The organism is Clostridioides sp. LIBA-7678, assembly GCF_056716065.1.
This window is the reverse complement of sequence record NZ_CP196987.1, coordinates 2,227,297-2,245,847: the sequence shown is the minus strand read 5'-3', so window position 1 is coordinate 2,245,847 and position 18,551 is coordinate 2,227,297. Positions and strand designations below refer to the sequence as shown.

Sequence of the window (18,551 nt, the reverse complement as noted above, 5' to 3'; positions counted from 1 at the left end):
CCCTTTTGGGTGGTTTTATTGTGCTATATTTTTCATTAGATTTATGAGGAATTCTTTTTGTCTAATATTTTGAAAAGACATGTTTATAAAGAAGATAAAGTGGTCTGAGAAATATTGATTTTGATGGTAAGCAAAATATAAACAATGTGTTAGATTTGTACAAATAAGGAAATAATATATATAAGAGGCCACTACATATAGTGTAAATAGTATAAATAAAAACGAATGGTATATTTAATTTTAAGTAAATTTAAATAGATTATCAAAAACTTGAAAAAATGTATAAATAGAAAAAGAAGAGAATTTTATCTCTTCTTTTTCTATTTACCACATAGTTAATATAATAATATTTCTTGTTACATTTGTAAAATAATTGTGTTTATCTTTACATACCACATAGTTAATATAAAATGTGAATATTAATCTTATGTATTGAACATCTTATTAAGTTCATGTTATTATATTACTATAGATTTCCATAATTTGGAACATTATTATATTTATAGGAGAGCAAATTATGGAAAAACATAATAACATTATTTTAAACTATTTATCAAATTATTTCAAGATATATATATATATATAATTTGATAAGCGACCTATTAAAGAAGACTAATTAATTATAATCATAAAACATGTTGCTTTATATGATGTATTATAGCATAAAAAGTAATATTTTAATTGGGGTAATATAAAATTTTTGTAAGGAGGAATATATTAGTGGATGAAGAAAGAGTAAAATTAATTGATGATGCAGAAAAGCTAGCAAACATAGGAATAAATCAAATTTTAAAATTTAGGAACGCATTAGATATAGAACATTTAAAGTACATAAATATAGTTGCAACAAATTTAAAGCCAAACATAAAAAAATAGCCACCCTTTTGGGTGGTTTTATTGTGTCATATTTTTCATTAGATTTATGAGAAATTCCTTTTGTTCATCACTTAATTTACTAAAAGTAAATAACACATTTTTCATAAACCTATCATCTTCATTTATAATATCAGTTGCTATTTTTAGAACCTTTTCATTTTCAGAGAATTCTATAAACATTTCTCCTTCACCAGTTTCTAACCAAGCTTTATTGACATTATATAGGTCGCAAATATCAGAGATAACACGCTCTGTAGGTTTTACTTTACCAGTTTCAATGTTTCCATAATTTGAGCGACTTATTTTTATTGATTTAGCTATTTCTTCTTGTGTATGTCCTAAAGTTTTTCTTAATTCAATTAATCTTTTTATTTTTTCTTTTTCCTGCATGTTTAGATATCACCTCTTTTCTTTAATAAGATGATAACATTAAATAGTAATGTTTGCAACAAGCAAATTTATTTTTAAAAATGCTTGACACAATAAATAAAAAGATATACAATGATTGTAACAAGCAAGGAGGTGATGAGATGAAAACACAAAAAACGAATTATAATTTAAACAATTTAATTCTAGATGAGGATGATAGAAAGCTTATTCAAATGACTCTTTTGTTTAAAAAATTAAATTTAGAACAACAAGATTATATCTCTGCTATGGCTGATGGTATGAAAGTATCAAATGAGCTTTTAGAAAAATCAACTATGAATAATTGATACAAAAACACAGAGCCGAAATGCGATTTCGCCCACTTGTGGTGAAAGATGACTAAAGTAGGTTTATTAGATACCGATTTTAACAGCACAAAAATAAAAAACTAGGGAGGAATAAATTATGAGTAATAATTTGATGATGTTTGAAGGAAAAGAAGTTGAAGTGTTTGAATTTGAAGGTGAAATTTTATTTAATCCATATCATTGTGGAAATTGTTTAGGAATTAGTAATGAAGGAGTTAGAAAGGCAGTTACTAGAATGAATAAGAATCAAGTGATTAAGTTGACTAATTCAGTTGTGACTAATAGTCACATCCGAAAATTAAATAATGCTGGAGAAAATTTTCTTACTGAAAGTGGAATGTATAAATTAATCTTTAAATCAAGAAAAGAAGAAGCAGAGAAATTTCAAGATTGGGTTACAGATGAAGTTTTACCATCAATAAGAAAAACAGGTACATATAGTAAAAAACCTAAAGATATTAAGGATGAATCAGAAATAAAATACATAAATGCTCAAGCAAGATTGAAAAATGCAAGAGCGAGGGAAGCAAAGATTTATCTGGAATTAGCTGATAAAGTAGATATAAAGGAATATAAACAAATTATGTACTCAAAGACTACTGAACTTATTTCTGGAGAAGCATTAATACCTTTACCTAAGAGGGAGAAAAAAACTTATTCAGCTACAGAGATAGGTAAGATATTAGGAATTTCAGCTAACAAAGTTGGAGGATTAGCAAATGCTTATAATCTGAAAACAGATGAATATGGAATTAAGGTATGGGATAAAGCTAAATATTCAGATAAACAAGTTGAAAACTTTAGATACTATGAAAATGTAATACCTGTTTTAGAAAAAGCTTTAAACGCTTTTGAAAACTAAAAATTACAAAAATTAATAACAGAATATTTTGATAATATGGGGGTTAGATTAGAGTATGGATAACACAAATGAAATAGTTAAAAATTTAAGTAATAGCTTAAGGTCTTTAATAGAAGTTGAGGTAAATAAGCAAGAGACTGATAGAGTTAGAAGTCAGACTTTTGAACAAAAGGTAAAAGTACTAGAGCCTAAAGATATAGTTGTTTTGATAAAAAGAAGCTATCCAAATTATTTAATAACAATAGAAGAAGCAAGAGGAATCTTAAAATTAGATACAAATTTTATGCGTAGATTGGTAAGCACAGGGTTAATAAAATCACTAGCTAGAGGTGATGGTAGAAAAATTTCAAGATATGAAGTTGATGATTTTATTGAAAGAAATCAAGGTAGAAATTTGGATAAACTTTTAGAAGAAGCAGAGAGGGGGGATAAAGTTGCTGAGTCTTGATACTAATAATAAGAATATAGTAACTCTTAAAAAAGATGGTAAGTTTTTAGTAGATATAGTATTTAAGGATGTTAAAACTGGCAAGAACATATCAGTTGCTATATTAAATAAAAAGTGCTGGTCAAATAACCAACACACAAAAAAATAAAAAATAAAATATAACACAAATAAAGTATAACACAAAAAGGAGAGATTTAAAATGGTTGAAGTTAATGTAAATGTAAAAGTTAAAGTGGAAGCACCAGAATTTACAAATGCACTATTAGTAGTAGCGAATGCTTTAGGAGGTCTTAATTTAGGACAAGCAATGCAAATAGAACCTATAAATATAACAGATATAAAAGAAGAGAAGAAAGTTGAAACTAAGAAAGCTGAAAAGACTAAAAAGGTAGAAGTAAAAGAAAATGTTAAAGAAGAGAAAACAGAAGTCGAAGAAAAAGTAACAGAGAATAATGAAAATACAACTAGAGAGGTTAAATACACAAAAGAAGAGGTAAGAAGTAAGGCAGCACAAGCAAGTAAGGCAGGCAAAAAAGATAAGCTTAAAGAGTTATTTGGAGAATTTGGGGCTAGTAAGTTAAGTGAAGTAAAAGAAGAAGATTATACAGCTTTTATGGAGAAATTAGAAAGTTTATAGGAGGTACATAAATGGCACAACATGCAAGACTTAGTGCAAGTGGAGCACATAGATGGCTTCACTGCACTCCTAGTATAAAATTAGAAGAAAACTATCCATCATCAACTAGTATATATGCAGAAGAAGGAACAGTAGCACATGAATTAGCAGAAGCTAAATTAATGTTAGAGTATGAAAAAATAAGTAAAAAGGCATATAATGCAAGAATTAAAAACATACAGAAAAGTGAATATTATAACTCAGAAATGGAGGATTATATACAATCTTATGTTGATAATGTAATTGAATTAGTAAATGACAGTAAAGCTATATGTGATGATGTAATAGTAATGTTAGAAGAGAGACTCGATTTTAGTGAATGGGTTCCAGAAGGCTTTGGAACAGGAGATGTTGTTGTAATATCTGATGGAATACTTCAAGTGATAGACCTAAAGTATGGAAAAGGTGTGGAAGTCTCAGCTATAGAGAACCCTCAACTTAGACTATATGGTTTAGGTGCATATAATCAGTTTGAAATACTATATGATATTGATTTGGTTAAGACAACAATAATTCAACCTAGATTTGATAATATATCAAGCGAAGAAATAGAAGTTACCAAGTTACTTACATGGGCAGAGAATGTTAAAAAGAAGGCTCAGATGGCTTTCAATGGAGAAGGTGATTTTGTAAGTGGTGACCATTGTGGATTTTGTAGAGCTAAAAATGATTGTAGAAAAAGAGCTGAAGATAATCTTGAGAAAGCTAGAAAATATGATTTTGCTGATACATTTACTCTTAATGAATTTGAGATTGCAGACATTTTGGGATTTGCTAAGAATGTTCAAGATTGGTTAAAGGATATTCAAAGTTATGCACTAGAACAAGCTGAAAAACATGGTGTTAAATATCCAGGATATAAGCTTGTAGAAGGTAGAAGTAATAGAAAGTATGTGGATGAACAAGAGGTTGCTAATGTTTTATTAAATTCAGATTATGATGAGGAAAAGATTTATAAACCAAGAACATTAAAAGGAATTAGTGATATGGAAAAAGCTATAGGCAAAAAGAGTTTTACTAATCTACTAAGTGATTTAATTATAAAACCAGTTGGAAAAGCCACTTTAGTAGCAGAAAGTGATAAAAGGGAAGAAATTAATAGTATAGATTCAGCTAAAAAAGACTTTGAAATATAAATTGGGGGTGTATTAGTGTATATACCAGAACATATAAAGGTTAGTCCAGTGTGCTTTGTATCAGTAAGAGTAAAGGATAATTAAAAATATTTAATTCCTAGTAGCTATAAAACGTTTAAAAAGGGGATATAGTTTTATGGATAATCAAGAAATAATTAAACTAGTGCTAGAATTCAAAAACGGAAATGAATTAGCATTTGAAACATTACTAAAAGAGTTTGATAAAGAAGTAAAGATAACAACCAATATATTGTTAAAAAACAATAAAAATAAAACTTATATAGATAAAGATGACTTAATTCAATCTGGATATATAGGATTGTATGAGGGAATAAAAAATTTGAAGACAGAAGGAGAGACTTACCCTAAAGCATATTTTAAGAAATGTATTAGATACAAAATGTATGCTTATATTAAAAGTCAGTTGAGAAAAAAACATACATTTTTGAATGAAGGAATTTCTATAGAACCAAAACATTATGAAATACTGTCTAATGGCAATACACTAATAGAAGATGAAGTAATAAACACATATATTTCAAAAAAAGTAATTAATTATATTAATTATTTACCAGAAAAGCAACAAAAGGTAATGAGATTATATGCAGAAGGTTTTGAGGTTATACAGATATCTAAACTATTAAAATATAAAAGAAAAAATGTAGAAAATGGGGTATACAGTGCAAAAAAGAATTTAAGAGAATTATGTTTAGATAATATCTATTTATAAAATATAAAAATATTAGGAGGAAGAAAATTATGAGTAATTCAGTACAATCAACAAAGGTGGTAACAGGAAAGGTGAGATTAAGTTATTGTAATATTTTTAAAAGCAGAGCAATGGTAGAAGGTGCAGAGCCCAAGTATTCAGTTTGTATTTTAATACCAAAATCAGACAAGGTGACTTTAGGAAGAATAAAGAAGGCTATTGATGCAGCAAAAGAACAAGGTAAAACTTCTAAATGGGGTGGAAAGTTACCAGGTAATTTAAAAACACCTCTTCGTGATGGAGATGACGAAAGAGCTGATGAAGCAGAGGAATATATAGGAATGTATTTTCTAAATGCAAATAGTACTCAAAAACCAGGAGTAGTTGATAAAGACTTAAATGAAATATTAGATAATACAGAAGTATATAGTGGTTGTTATGGAAGAGTTAGTATAAACTTTTTCCCATACAATAGTGCAGGAAATAAAGGAATAGGTTGTGGGTTGCAAAATGTTCAAAAGTTAGCAGATGGAGAAGTACTTGGAGGAGCTAGAGCTAGTGCAGAAGCAGATTTCTCAGATGATTTTGAAGATGAAGAAGAGGACTTCTTAAGTTAATGAGAACATTATCAATTGATATAGAGACATATAGTGATTTAGATATAAAAAAAGTTGGAGTCTACAGATATGTAGACTCTACTAATTTTGAGATACTGTTATTTGCCTATGCTTTTGATGAAGAAGAAGTAAGAGTTATTGATTTAGTAAATGATGAAGAGTTACCAAACGAAGTAATAGAAGCTTTAAAAGATAACACTATTATAAAATCAGCATTTAATGCTAACTTTGAAAGAATAGCAATAAGTAAATTTTTGGGCATTGATTTAAAACCAGATGAGTGGTCATGTACAATGATAAAAGCTTTAACACTGGGACTTCCAGGAAGCTTAGATAGTGTATCTAAGGCTTTAAAGTTTAATGAAGATAAGCAGAAAATGAAAGAAGGTAAGTCATTAATACAATATTTCTGTAAGCCTTGTAAAGCTACAAAAATTAACAAAGGAAGAACTAGAAATTTACCAATACACGATATGGAAAAGTGGAATAAATTTAAAGAATATTGTAAGCAAGATGTTGTAGTTGAAAGAGAAATAAGAAATAAACTTAGCAAGTATAAGACTTCTGAAAGAGAAAATAAGTTATGGTATTTAGACCAAATAATTAATGACACTGGCATCAGAGTAGATACACAGCTAATAGAAAATGCAATAGAGTGTGATAGAAAGTACACTGAAAAACTTACAAAAGAAGCAATTGAAATAACTGGTCTAAATAATCCAAATAGTCCTGCTCAATTAAAAAAATGGTTAAGTGATAAATCGGGCTTTGAGGTTACAAGCCTAACAAAAGAAAGTATTCCAGAAATATTAAAACAAGTTGAGGATAAAAATGTAATTAGGGTTTTAGAGCTTAGAAAATTAATGTCCAAAACCTCTATAAAGAAGTATGAGGCTATGAAATTAGCTAAAGGTAATGATAATAGAGTAAGAGGTCTGCTACAGTTTTATGGGGCTAATAGGACTGGTAGATGGGCAGGAAGATTAGTACAAATACAGAATTTACCACAAAATCATATAGAAGATTTAGACTTGGTTAGAAATCTATTAAAAGAAGGTGATTTTGATTTAATAGAGCTTTTGTATGATAGTGTACCAGATGTCTTAAGTCAATTGATAAGGACAGCTTTTATACCAAGTGAAGGTCATAGATTTATAGTATCAGATTTTAGTGCAATAGAAGCTAGGGTTATAGCATGGCTTGCTGGTGAGAAGTGGAGATTAGATGTATTTAATTCTCATGGAAAAATATATGAAGCTAGTGCCAGTCAGATGTTTAAAGTTCCAATAGAAAGTATTAAAAAAGGTTCTGAGCTTAGACAAAAAGGAAAGCTAGCAGAATTATCGAATGGATATGGTGGGAGTGTAGGGGCTTTAATTTCTATGGGAGCTATTAAAATGGGGCTTAAAGAAGAAGAACTTCAACCTATTGTTACTGCATGGAGAAATGCTAATCCAAATATAACTAAGTTTTGGTGGGATGTAGATAAGGCAACTAAAAAAGCTATAAAAGATAGGACTATAGTAGAACTTCAACATGGAATTAAATTTATTTATAATCCAGGAGTTTTATTTATAGAACTACCAAGTGGTAGAAGATTATCCTACTTAAGACCTAAGATAGAACCTCATACTACGTTTAGTGGGGATAAGATAACATATGAAGGCATGGAACAGACAAGTAAACAATGGAAAAGAATAGATACCTATGGACCTAAATTAGTTGAGAATATTGTTCAAGCTACAGCTAGAGATTGCCTAAGAGAAGCTATGTTTAATGTAAAAGATGCAGGTTATGACATTGTAATGCATGTACATGATGAACTTGTACTTGATGTAGATAAAAAATATGGTTCTTTGGAAGAAGTTAACAGAATTATGGCAAAAGAAATCTCTTGGGCTAAAGGACTTTCACTTAAAGCAGATGGATATGAATGTGATTATTATAAGAAAGACTAGGTGATTAATTTATGGATGTAAAGGCCAGTGAAATTGAACACATAAATGTAAAACATGATGGCCAACTCATGCTGGCCATAGGAAAAAGTAAGTTAGAAACTCATTGGAAGAATAAAAGTATTTTATGGTCCGAACTTGTAAATAGATTAAGTAAAACATTAAGAACTCAAGAAACCTATACAGAATATAAGAAGATGTCAAAGACTGAAAAAGATAGAGTCAAAGATGTTGGTGGATTTGTAGGTGGAAGCTTAAAAAATGGTAGACGAAAAGCAGAGAATATTGCAAATAGAAGTATTATAACTTTGGATATAGACTATGCAGATAAGGCTATATGGGATGATATTACACTATTAAATGATTATGCTTGCCTTATGTACTCTACTCACTCACATACTGAGAGTAACCCTAGATACAGACTGCTAATACCTTTAGCTAGACCAGTACTATCAGAAGAGTATCAAGCAATTTCTAGGATGATAGCAGATGCTATAGGAATAGATATGTTTGATGATACTACATATCAACCCCATAGGCTTATGTACTTTCCAAGTACTTCAATTGATGGAGACTATATATTTAAATTTCAAGATGGAGAGTTTTTAAACCCAAATGAAATACTAGATTTATATTTAGACTGGACGGATGTAAGCTATTGGCCAGAAAGTTCAAGGGAGAGACAAAAGTTTAATACACAATTAAAAAAGCAACAAGACCATCTTGAAAAGGACGGAATTATAGGTGCCTTTTGCAGGTCCTATAGTATCACAGAAGTTATAGAAACTTTCTTAAATGAAGTATATATTTCTGGTATTGATGAAACGAGGTATACATATGCAGAAGGTAGTACAAGTGGTGGAATAGTTATTTATGATGATAAGTTTTCCTATAGTCACCATGGGACAGACCCTGCAAGTGGAATTTTATGTAATGCTTTTGATTTAGTTAGGATACATAAATTTGGAGAACTTGATGAAGACTCTAAACCAGAAACACCTGTAAATAGATTACCTTCATTTACTCGAATGAGCGAATTTGCAAGCAGTGACACTAAAGTACGAAAGACTATAGGGAGAGAAAACATTGATAAAGCTAAGGATGATTTTGGTGATATAGATTTTGAAGATGATGAATGGTTAACTAGATTAGATTATGACAATAAAGGAAGCTACAAGAAAACAACAAACAATATCTTAATGTTTATAGAAAATGACCCATATTTGAAAGGAAAAATAGCTTACAATGAATTTTCAAATAGAGCTGTTGTTTTAGGTAAGTTACCTTGGAGAAAAGATGATAAATTAAATGATTGGAATGATAGTGATGATTCTGGACTTAGACATCATATAGAAACAATTTACAATGTCTCATCACCATCAAAAGTAAATGATGCTCTAGTAATTGCTTTTGAAAATAATACTTTTCACCCTATAAAAGATTATTTAAATTCTTTAAAGTGGGATGGGATTAAGAGAGTGGATACACTTTTAATTGACTATTTAGGTGCAGAAGATATTCACTATACAAGAACTATAATAAGAAAAGTTTTAGTAGCAGCAGTAGCAAGAGTATTTAATCCAGGAATAAAATTTGATAATATGATGGTTTTATCTGGTCCTCAAGGAATGGGAAAAAGTACTTTTATTAAAAAACTTGGTGGAGACTGGTATTCTGATAGCTTAACTACTGTGCAAGGTAAAGAGGCATATGAACAATTACAAGGAGTATGGTTGCTTGAAATGGGTGAAATGATGGCTACTAAAAAAGCAGATATTGAAGCAGTTAAGCATTTTCTAAGTAAATCAGAGGATATATATAGGGTTGCATATGGGAAGAGAACATCAAGGTTTTTACGTCAATGTGTAGTTATAGGAACAACTAATGATAAAGAATTTTTAAGAGATAAAACTGGTAATAGAAGATTTTGGCCAATAGATACAGGAGTAAATAAGATTAACAAGAGTATATTTAATGGCCAACTTGATAATGAAAGAAATCAAATTTGGGCAGAATCATTAGAATTGTATAAAGCTAATGAACAGTTATATCTATCAGATGAGGAGAAAAAGGAAGCTGAAAAACAACAAAAAAACCACTCAGAAGAAAATGCTAAATCTGGAATTATTGAAGAGTATATAAATAAACCTATTGCTGAGAATTGGTATGATTTAAGTATTTCAGAAAAAAGAGAATATATACATGGTTCAGATTTTGGTGATTTAAAAGAAGGAACAGTATTAAGAGAAAAAACGTGTGTTATGGAGATATGGGTTGAGCTATTTAATGGAGAACCTAAACAACTCACGCCTATCTTATCAAGAGAAATTAATGATATATTGAAAGGATTAGATGGATGGGAAGCTCATAATAAACATTTAAGATTTGGAAAAATATATGGTAGACAGAGGGCTTATGTACGCAGAAATTAGTGTCACCAAAGATGATTTAGTCTGATTTATTCAAAATATGAGGGTGTCACCAATGTCACCAAAAAAAATAGCTTTGGTGACGCTTTTGGTGACACCTTAAACATAGTAATTGCAAGAGTTATAATACTACTGTCACCAATGTCACCAAAATATATATATAAAGTAGTAAAAGTAATATTAGGCATATATGTATATATATGAGTATGCCTAATACGTATATATGTATATATATAGAAATTGTGGTGACACTGGTGACACCTAGATTTAAGGAAGTGATATTTTGCTAGAATTACAAATAGAAAAAAGACTTAAAAAAGAGATTGAGTTGTTAGGTGGAAAGGCTATGAAGTTTATCTCACCAGGGGAAGCAGGTGTGCCAGATAGGATTGTCTTATTACCAGAAGGACATGTTATATTTGTAGAGCTTAAAGCACCAGGTAAAAAACCAAGGAAGCTTCAACAGTATAAAATGCGAGAATTAAGAGAGCTAGGATTTAAAGTTAAGTGTGTAAGTACATTAAAAGAGATAGATGATTTTATCAAGGAGGTTAAGGGATGGAATTTAAACCACATCCATACCAAGAGTACACAATTAGAAAAACTATAGATAATAATAATATAGGTTTACTATTAGATATGGGATTAGGTAAAACAGTCTGTACTTTAACAGCTATAAATGAATTAATGTATGATTACTTTGATATATCAAAAGTTTTAGTTATAGCACCTTTAAGAGTTGCAAGAGATACCTGGAGTAGTGAAGTAAAAAAATGGGAACATCTAAGGCATCTAAAAGTGTCTAAAGTTCTTGGTAGTAAATCAGATAGAGTGAAAGCTTTAAGTACAGATTCAGATATTTATATAATAAATAGAGAAATGGTATCTTGGATAGTAGATTTTTATAAAAGAAGATGGCCATTTGATATGGTTGTTATAGACGAACTTAGTTCTTTTAAATCAAATAAAGCACAACGATTTAAAAGTTTAAAGAAAGTATTGCCCTTAACTAAAAGAGTAGTGGGGCTTACTGGTACACCAGCACCAAATAGTTTAATAGACTTATGGCCACAGATGTACTTACTTGATAGAGGAGAAAGACTAGGTAAAACTATTACAAGATATAAAGAACGATATTTTGAACCAGGACAAAAAAATTATCAAACAGGAGCTATATATAATTGGCAGCCTAAAGATGGAGCAGAAAAGGCAATACATAATAAAATAAAAGACATTTGTATAAGTTTAAAAGCAGAAGATTATTTGAACATGCCTAGAAAAATAGATAATAGACTTGAAATACACCTTGATAGTAAAACACTTAAATATTACAAAGAACTAGAAAGAGAGAAAATGTTAGAATTAGATAAAGATATAATAACAGCTTCATCAGCAGCTGTAGTAGCAAATAAACTTTTACAATTAGCTAATGGAGCAATTTATGATAATGATAAAAATGTAAAGGAACTTCATAAAGAAAAATTAGAAGCTCTAAAAGAAATTATAGATGTTTCAAATGGGAAACCTATTATAGTTTTTTATAACTATAAACATGATTATAGTCGTTTAATGAAAGAGTTTAAGCGTTTGAAACCAAGAACAATAGAAAACTCAAAAGATATACAGGATTGGAATAATGGCAAAATACAATTGTTACTTTGTCATCCAGCAAGTACAGGACATGGCCTTAATTTACAGTTAGGCGGAAGTATAATCGTTTGGTTTGGATTAACTTGGAGCTTAGAACTGTACCAACAAGCTAATGCAAGGCTTTACAGACAAGGTCAAAGGGAAACTGTTATTATTCACCATCTAATATGTAAAGGCACCATAGATGAACAAGTAATGGAAGCTCTAGAGAATAAGGATAAAGGACAAAGTGCATTACTTGAAGCAGTCAAAGCAAAATTAAAAGAATATAGGGAGTGAAGGTATGAAAGTAAAAAGAAAAGATGGAACTTATAAACCCAGGTAAAATAGTAAGATGTTTTTATTGTGGAAAAAGATTTTATAAATTAGATAACTCTAAAGTCATATATTGCAGTAGAAGATGTTCAAGGAGAGCAAGAGGGAGTGGTTTAAATGGATAAAGAAAGTATAAAAGAAATTGTAAGAGAATTAAGAAAAGAAGAAAAAGAAAATAAAAAAAGAGAAGTCTTTCATAATACTAAGCTTTTATTAAAGCATTATAATGATTTAACAAGTCATATTGCGAATTCTATTAGTGATATTGAAGATATTAAAAGTGATTATGATGATTTACTATGTCTAGATACAGAAGATTTATATATATTAAGCATTAAAAGAAGCAAGGCAAAGACCTTAATTATGGTGGCACATATAGATATGGCATTAGAGACCCTAAAAGCAACACAAAATAAATTGCAATCCTTAGAAAAATACAAAGCTTTAGAGTTATATTTTTTTAAAGAAAAAACGTATGAGGATATAGCAGAACTTTTACATTGTGGAGTAGCAACAGTAAGACGTTGGGTAAATGAAATGGTTAAAGAACTTGGAATATACCTGTTTGGAGTAGATGGTCTAAAAATAAAACTGTGATAATATGATGATATTTTATTGTTATTTTATATAAGTTATAATAGTAGTATGAAACAAGTGTATAATATATCCCCTTGAAAAAGACTAAGTTACCCCCGGCTTAGTCTTTTTATATTTAAAACAAAGGAGAATAAAAAATGGATATTATAGCTTTATATTAATTTTATGTACTGTATAAAATGACAAATATAGAATATTATGATTGTTATTTATTGGTGTAGAATGTATAATTTAGGTAAAATATATAAATTATACAGGGGGATATAATGCAAATATTATATAAGTCTATACATATAATTAACTATGAAGAAAATAAGATTATTCCAAGGGAGATACCAGAACATTTTAATTTTTACATTGAACATGTAATTGACTTTATAGATACTAATACAAGAACAAGACAGTATAGAGTAGATTCACAATCAACAGATGTTGTAAAAAATATAAAGGGAATAATAAGTGATAATGATTTACAACTATGCTATGATGAAAAATCATATAACATAGTTAGTAAACTATTAAACACAGAAAATGAAAGACAAAGTAGAATAGGTAGCATGGATGTTAAAATAAAAAAAGGAAGTGTTATTCAGGCTCTATTAAAAGATGAAGAGGTTGACAGATACGAGTATCTTATTGCCAAGGTAAATCACACAAACTTTATAGACGATTCAGATTTTATTTTTAGGACAGGATTTTCTGCTAAAGAACAAGATATATCAAAAACTTGCTTATTTGAAATTACTAAGGAAGATGATATATTAATTGATAGTGCAAGTATTTATCTAGATAATAGAGCAAGTTATTGGGCAAATGAATTTTTAGAATTAACTGAAATGAGAGATGATGAAATAAACACTAAAACTGTATTTAAAGAAGTTAATGCAGTTCTCATGAGAAATATAAATAAAAAGTCTAAAAATGATTACACTGTGTTGAGAAACTCACTGATAGGATATTTGAAAAAAGAAAGATTAGTTAATTATGACAATCTGATAAAAGATTTATTTGAAGGTTATAGCCCGTTAGATGATGAAAAGTTAAATAGAGATGCTATGAAAAATACGATTGAAAAATTGGAAAAATTACCACAAACTAAAAATTTTGATTTACAATTTAATTCAGCACCAACTGCAATAAATTCTAAGATTAAAAAAGAATATATAGTTAATCAAGGTATAAAAATTAAGATTGATGACTATATTGAAGATATAAAAAATATAATACATTCAGAAGAAGAAAAGGATGGGTCACGATATATAAAAATAAAAACTAATAACGAAGAAACATTCAAAGCTTTTGAGTAGAAATTTTAAGAGGAGGGATATTGAATGAGTATTTTAAGTGAATTTTTTTCTTTGTTTAATGCTAATTCAAGTGATTTATCAGAAAGAGTTCAGGTAGTGGAGTGTACTTTTACTTGTAATGGTAATGAACTTCCTCCCATTGAAAATATAAAATGTGTCTTAAATAAATTTCCAACAAGGGATGAAGTAAAAATAAAACTTTATAATGATTATGAAGAGACTATTATTTTTGATAATCATAATGATGAAATAATTGGATATGAAGTTGAAGATTTCTATCAAGATAGTAAAGAAGATACAGAAGTAAGTATAAGCCTTGAAATAAATAAAATTATTGGTCAAAATACTTTATCTGTATATAACTTTGAAAAGTTCTCAAATTCTATATTGAACAAATCCAATAAAGAAATAGTGGGAATATTTAGTGATTTTTTAAAAAATAAAGAATACTTAATATTTGAGTTATATGATTCTAACTTATTATTTTGGACTAATACAATGGTGTTTAAGAACTATGAGCAGAATACTCCAGAAATTAAATTTTTAAGAAAGAATAAAATTGAAATTTGTAAACAAATTTCTTCATTTTACAATGTTACAGATTATGAATTAATACCAGATGATTTTGAAATAATATCTAATTCTAATAATAATATTTTTGAAGAGATTTTTTCTAAAATAAGAACTCTGATGTCTATGATATATGTATCTAATACTGCTATTATTGACAATGAAAGTTTAAATGTTGAAATAATAGGACAAAGAAAATCATGTTTTAATTATAATATAAATACACAATTGGTAAATAATGATGAATTGTATAAAATTTATAAATGGATATTTACTGATGGTAATTCAGTAGACAAGGCTATAATTGCTAGAAACATAATTAGCTTACATTGTCAATATGATGATATATTAAGAACTGACCAGAAAACTTTCTCATCAATACAATCAAATTTTAGTTTATATCAAAGAGATAATGTAGTTAAATATATAGAGTTAAAAAATAAGTTAGGTGAGTATATAATAAAGATTGTGACTGAAACAAATGACATAGTAATAGGATTGACAGATAAACTCAAAAAAAATATAATTGCATGTTTTACCTTTATATTTACTATTGTATTAGCTAATATTGTATCAAGTAAACCATTGAACAACATATTTACTAAAGATATAGTTTTTTTACTTGAAATAATTTTAGTAGGCTCTATAGGATATTTAGTTATAAGTGTATTGGAGATGAATTATAATTTAAAAAAATTAGAAAAAGGTTACGAAGATTTAAAGAATAATTATACTGATATATTAGATGCTAATGATATTTTAGAAATATTCAATAATGATAAAACCTTTAAGGATAATGTTAAAGATGTTAAAAAAAAGAGAATTATATTTATAGGAATATGGATAGGAGCAATATTAGCTTGTTTTATAGGTCTTAAATGTATAAGTTAATAAGTAATAATCATAAGCTAATTAAAAAAATAAAAATATTTTGTGCTTATCTAATACTTTTTGAAGGATATTGACCTTTGAAGTTGAATTTTATACTTTGGAGGGGATTAATATGGATTACATTTTGAAAAATATTGATAGTATTATAAAATTGGTAGGATTATTATCAACTGCATTGACTATTATTGGTACATTCTATAACAGTAGCAAAAAAAATGCTGAGATATATACAGAAATTTATTTTGATAAGATTTTACTTCCTTATGTAGAGAAATATCGGAAAGACAAAAAAATAGATGATGCTATTTCTTATTTTAATGATAAAAACAGTTTAATGAATTCCTATATACCTAATTATATATTTAGTGTTATTGATAAAAAGGATTCTTTTTTATTGCACAAGATTTTGATTGTAGACTATTGGACAAACTGTAAATCGAGTTTGACTATTCTCAGTAAAAAAATTAATAAAATAGGTGATATAATTGAGTTTATATGGATGTTTATATTCATTTTTGTGAGTAGCCTTTGTTTATTGCTAGGTATATTCTTCTTAGGAGAATTTTTATTGACTATTTTAAAAGCTAATAAAATAGAAGCAATTATAAGTATTGTAGGTGCTCTTATATTCTTGGGGGTATTTTTAGTATTAATGAGATATTTGAAATATATGTTTAGGAATATTGATGATGATTATACAATAAAGAAAGAGAAAATAGAAAATATTATAAAAAAAAGAAATGACGAATATGATGAAGAACATTCAAAATATTATATTAGTTAAAGAACTCAAAATGAGTTCTTTTTTTTATTCCCAAAACGACAAACGAACGAGGTGGTGATGTGCAAGATGTCAAAGAAAAGGTAAAACAAGATTATCTAAAAGGTATGAAACAAAAGGAAATATCAGCAAAGTATGACATTAGTTTAAATACTTTAAAGTCATGGATAAAAAGATACAATTGGGCTAGTGAAAAAAAGAAAGGTGCACCTAAAAATAAAAGGGGTGCACCCATAGGTAATAAGAATGCTACTGGTCCACCTGGAAATAAGAACGCTGAAAAGTTTGGTTTCTTCTCAAAATACTTACCCGAAGAAACTCAAGACCTAATTAATGAGATAAAGAATAAAGATAAATTCGATATTCTTTGGGAACAGATAATAATTCAATATGCAGCAATAATAAGAGCACAAAAGATAATGTATGTTAAAGACAAGGAAGAAATGATTAAGGAACTTAAGAAACATGAAAGTACAGAAAATGGTGAGAAGATAGAGTATGAATTTCAATTTGCATGGGATAGGCAAGCATCTTTTCTTAATGCACAGAGTAGAGCTATGAGTGAGTTAAGGAGTTTAATTAAGCAGTATGATGAAATGATTCATAAGGATTGGAATTTAGCTACAGAGGAGCAGAAAAATAGAGTTGAAAAGTTAAAATGTGAAGTAAGAGAACTCAATAGAACTGATGATGAAGATGATGAATTAAAAATAGTAATAGATTATGGTGATTCTAATGATAACTAGAGTACAATTTAATCCATCTTTTAGAGAAGCTAACTTTACTAAAAAAAGATACAGAGCAATGAAAGGTTCAGCAGGTAGTGGAAAATCTGTTAATGTAGCACAAGACTATATACTAAAGCTAGGCGATAAAAAGTACCAAGGAGCTAACTTATTAGTAGTTAGAAAATCAGAAGCTACACATAAATATTCAACCTATGCAGAACTTACAGGAGCTATAAATCGTATTTATGGTAAACAAGCTGATAAGTATTGGAAAACAACTTTAAATCCTTTAGAAATTAAGAGCAAAGTTACTGGTAATTCTATAATTTTCAGAGGGGTTAATGATGCAAAACAAAGAGAAAAATTAAAATCAATTAACTTCTCAAAAGGTAAATTAACATGGGTATGGTGTGAAGAAGCTACAGAACTTATGGAAAGTGATATAGATATACTAGACGACCGTTTAAGAGGTATTTTAACTAACATTAACTTATACTATCAAATGACATTTACATTTAACCCAGTCTCAGCTACTCATTGGATAAAAAGAAAATATTTTGATTATAAAAATGATGATATATTCACTCATCATAGCACTTATTTACAAAATAGATTCATTGATGAAGCTTACTATAGAAGAATGCAAATGAGAAAAGAGCAAGACCCCAAAGGATACAAAGTCTATGGGCTTGGAGAATGGGGAGAAACTGGTGGAGCAATACTTAAAAACTATGTCATACATGAATTTCCTACAGAATTTGAATACTTTGATAATATGAGACTGTCACAAGACTTTGGCTTTAATCATGCAAATGCAATACTTAGAATTGGTTTTAAGGATGGTGAACTATATATATGTAATGAAATATATGTACATGAAATGGATACCTCGGAAATAATAAGGATTGCAAATAGTAAAGGTTTAGAAAAGAATCTATTTATGTATTGTGATAGTGCTGAACCTGACAGAATTAAAATGTGGAAAAGTGCAGGATATAAAGCTAAAGGAGTTAAAAAAGGACCTGGAAGTGTTAAAGCTCAAATAGATTATTTAAAACAGTTAAGAATACATGTACATCCTAGTTGCACCAATACAATAAAAGAAATTCAACAATGGAAATGGAAACAAGATGAAAGAACAGGGTTATATCTTGATGAACCGGTTGAGTTTATGGATGATGCAATGGCTGCTCTTAGATATTCTATAGATAATAAACTTAAAAATAATGGAATAAGCTTCTTGAAATAAAGGAGGTGTTAAAAATTT

20 protein-coding genes are annotated in these 18,551 nt (G+C 28.5%); 19 read left to right on the top strand and 1 reads right to left on the bottom strand.

Features of this window, described 5'->3' with window-relative positions; all coding sequences use genetic code 11:
- Positions 1-720: 720 nt before the first annotated feature.
- Positions 721-876 carry a hypothetical protein gene (locus ACTG46_RS10900; protein WP_479922802.1) on the top strand — a complete coding sequence of 52 codons (156 nt, stop codon included), beginning with the start codon at positions 721-723 and terminating at the stop codon, positions 874-876.
- 18 nt (positions 877-894) lie between these two features.
- On the opposite strand, the gene ACTG46_RS10895 is transcribed toward ACTG46_RS10900, so the two are convergent.
- Positions 895-1,266: a helix-turn-helix domain-containing protein gene (locus ACTG46_RS10895; RefSeq protein WP_479922801.1), complete on the bottom strand. Its 372-nt coding sequence runs from the start codon at positions 1,264-1,266 to the stop codon at positions 895-897.
- A gap of 140 nt (positions 1,267-1,406) precedes the next feature.
- On the opposite strand from ACTG46_RS10895, the gene ACTG46_RS10890 reads away from it, so the two are divergent.
- From ACTG46_RS10890 to ACTG46_RS10805, 18 genes are all read left to right on the top strand, one after another.
- On the top strand, positions 1,407-1,592 hold the full coding sequence (locus tag ACTG46_RS10890) for a hypothetical protein (protein WP_479922800.1): 186 nt from the start codon (positions 1,407-1,409) through the stop codon (positions 1,590-1,592).
- Between the two features lie 118 nt (positions 1,593-1,710).
- Complete coding sequence (locus ACTG46_RS10885) at positions 1,711-2,475, top strand: BRO-N domain-containing protein (protein WP_479922799.1); 765 nt, start codon at positions 1,711-1,713, stop codon at positions 2,473-2,475.
- A 55-nt stretch (positions 2,476-2,530) separates the two neighbouring features.
- Complete coding sequence (locus tag ACTG46_RS10880; RefSeq protein WP_479922798.1) at positions 2,531-2,923, top strand: helix-turn-helix domain-containing protein; 393 nt, start codon at positions 2,531-2,533, stop codon at positions 2,921-2,923.
- Positions 2,910-3,071 carry a hypothetical protein gene (locus tag ACTG46_RS10875; RefSeq protein ID WP_021384815.1) on the top strand — a complete coding sequence of 54 codons (162 nt, stop codon included), beginning with the start codon at positions 2,910-2,912 and terminating at the stop codon, positions 3,069-3,071. The genes ACTG46_RS10880 and ACTG46_RS10875 overlap by 14 nt, the downstream gene beginning before the upstream one ends.
- A 51-nt stretch (positions 3,072-3,122) precedes the next feature.
- Complete coding sequence (locus ACTG46_RS10870; protein ID WP_021384807.1) at positions 3,123-3,560, top strand: hypothetical protein; 438 nt, start codon at positions 3,123-3,125, stop codon at positions 3,558-3,560.
- Positions 3,561-3,571: 11 nt separating this feature from the next.
- Entirely contained in the window at positions 3,572-4,735 is a 1,164-nt protein-coding gene (locus ACTG46_RS10865) for a DUF2800 domain-containing protein (RefSeq protein WP_479922797.1), read from the top strand.
- Between the two features lie 136 nt (positions 4,736-4,871).
- Positions 4,872-5,465, top strand: coding sequence for a sigma-70 family RNA polymerase sigma factor (locus ACTG46_RS10860; protein ID WP_479922796.1), 594 nt, complete (start codon positions 4,872-4,874; stop codon positions 5,463-5,465).
- 29 nt (positions 5,466-5,494) lie between these two features.
- On the top strand, positions 5,495-6,061 hold the full coding sequence (locus ACTG46_RS10855; protein WP_219673954.1) for a DUF2815 family protein: 567 nt from the start codon (positions 5,495-5,497) through the stop codon (positions 6,059-6,061).
- On the top strand, positions 6,061-8,019 hold the full coding sequence (locus tag ACTG46_RS10850) for a DNA polymerase (RefSeq protein WP_479922795.1): 1,959 nt from the start codon (positions 6,061-6,063) through the stop codon (positions 8,017-8,019). Before ACTG46_RS10855 ends, ACTG46_RS10850 begins: the two co-directional genes overlap by 1 nt.
- A gap of 11 nt (positions 8,020-8,030) precedes the next feature.
- Positions 8,031-10,448, top strand: a complete 2,418-nt coding sequence (locus ACTG46_RS10845) for a virulence-associated E family protein (RefSeq protein WP_479922794.1) — start codon at positions 8,031-8,033, stop codon at positions 10,446-10,448.
- Positions 10,449-10,728: 280 nt separating this feature from the next.
- Positions 10,729-11,055 (top strand): VRR-NUC domain-containing protein, encoded by a 327-nt coding sequence (locus ACTG46_RS10840; protein ID WP_479922793.1) that lies wholly within the window; start codon positions 10,729-10,731, stop codon positions 11,053-11,055.
- The gene (locus ACTG46_RS10835) at positions 11,004-12,374 is read left to right on the top strand and encodes an SNF2-related protein (protein WP_479922792.1); all 1,371 of its coding nucleotides are present in this window, start codon (positions 11,004-11,006) and stop codon (positions 12,372-12,374) included. Before ACTG46_RS10840 ends, ACTG46_RS10835 begins: the two co-directional genes overlap by 52 nt.
- Before the next feature lie 153 nt (positions 12,375-12,527).
- The gene (locus ACTG46_RS10830) at positions 12,528-13,007 is read left to right on the top strand and encodes a sigma factor-like helix-turn-helix DNA-binding protein (protein WP_054270445.1); all 480 of its coding nucleotides are present in this window, start codon (positions 12,528-12,530) and stop codon (positions 13,005-13,007) included.
- 266 nt (positions 13,008-13,273) lie between these two features.
- Positions 13,274-14,314, top strand: coding sequence for a hypothetical protein (locus ACTG46_RS10825; RefSeq protein ID WP_479922791.1), 1,041 nt, complete (start codon positions 13,274-13,276; stop codon positions 14,312-14,314).
- A gap of 24 nt (positions 14,315-14,338) precedes the next feature.
- The gene (locus ACTG46_RS10820; protein WP_479922790.1) at positions 14,339-15,775 is read left to right on the top strand and encodes a hypothetical protein; all 1,437 of its coding nucleotides are present in this window, start codon (positions 14,339-14,341) and stop codon (positions 15,773-15,775) included.
- Positions 15,776-15,887: 112 nt separating this feature from the next.
- The gene (locus ACTG46_RS10815; RefSeq protein WP_479922789.1) at positions 15,888-16,559 is read left to right on the top strand and encodes a hypothetical protein; all 672 of its coding nucleotides are present in this window, start codon (positions 15,888-15,890) and stop codon (positions 16,557-16,559) included.
- Between the two features lie 59 nt (positions 16,560-16,618).
- A complete protein-coding gene (terS, locus tag ACTG46_RS10810) occupies positions 16,619-17,302 on the top strand; it encodes a phage terminase small subunit (RefSeq protein ID WP_479922788.1) in 684 nt (227 codons plus the stop codon).
- A complete protein-coding gene (locus ACTG46_RS10805; RefSeq protein ID WP_479922787.1) occupies positions 17,292-18,533 on the top strand; it encodes a PBSX family phage terminase large subunit in 1,242 nt (413 codons plus the stop codon). The genes terS and ACTG46_RS10805 overlap by 11 nt, the downstream gene beginning before the upstream one ends.
- Positions 18,534-18,551 lie beyond the last annotated feature (18 nt).

Bases quoted from the DNA above. Each gene is read 5' to 3' on its own strand.
- ACTG46_RS10895 (WP_479922801.1), bottom strand. From the start codon at position 1,266: ATGCAGGAAAAAGAAAAAATAAAAAGATTAATTGAATTAAGAAAAACT.
- ACTG46_RS10890 (WP_479922800.1), top strand. From the start codon at position 1,407: ATGAAAACACAAAAAACGAATTATAATTTAAACAATTTAATTCTAGAT.
- ACTG46_RS10885 (WP_479922799.1), top strand. From the start codon at position 1,711: ATGAGTAATAATTTGATGATGTTTGAAGGAAAAGAAGTTGAAGTGTTT.
- ACTG46_RS10880 (WP_479922798.1), top strand. From the start codon at position 2,531: ATGGATAACACAAATGAAATAGTTAAAAATTTAAGTAATAGCTTAAGG.
- ACTG46_RS10870 (WP_021384807.1), top strand. From the start codon at position 3,123: ATGGTTGAAGTTAATGTAAATGTAAAAGTTAAAGTGGAAGCACCAGAA.
- ACTG46_RS10865 (WP_479922797.1), top strand. From the start codon at position 3,572: ATGGCACAACATGCAAGACTTAGTGCAAGTGGAGCACATAGATGGCTT.
- ACTG46_RS10860 (WP_479922796.1), top strand. From the start codon at position 4,872: ATGGATAATCAAGAAATAATTAAACTAGTGCTAGAATTCAAAAACGGA.
- ACTG46_RS10855 (WP_219673954.1), top strand. From the start codon at position 5,495: ATGAGTAATTCAGTACAATCAACAAAGGTGGTAACAGGAAAGGTGAGA.
- ACTG46_RS10850 (WP_479922795.1), top strand. From the start codon at position 6,061: ATGAGAACATTATCAATTGATATAGAGACATATAGTGATTTAGATATA.
- ACTG46_RS10845 (WP_479922794.1), top strand. From the start codon at position 8,031: ATGGATGTAAAGGCCAGTGAAATTGAACACATAAATGTAAAACATGAT.
- ACTG46_RS10835 (WP_479922792.1), top strand. From the start codon at position 11,004: ATGGAATTTAAACCACATCCATACCAAGAGTACACAATTAGAAAAACT.
- ACTG46_RS10830 (WP_054270445.1), top strand. From the start codon at position 12,528: ATGGATAAAGAAAGTATAAAAGAAATTGTAAGAGAATTAAGAAAAGAA.
- ACTG46_RS10825 (WP_479922791.1), top strand. From the start codon at position 13,274: ATGCAAATATTATATAAGTCTATACATATAATTAACTATGAAGAAAAT.
- ACTG46_RS10820 (WP_479922790.1), top strand. From the start codon at position 14,339: ATGAGTATTTTAAGTGAATTTTTTTCTTTGTTTAATGCTAATTCAAGT.
- ACTG46_RS10815 (WP_479922789.1), top strand. From the start codon at position 15,888: ATGGATTACATTTTGAAAAATATTGATAGTATTATAAAATTGGTAGGA.
- ACTG46_RS10805 (WP_479922787.1), top strand. From the start codon at position 17,292: ATGATAACTAGAGTACAATTTAATCCATCTTTTAGAGAAGCTAACTTT.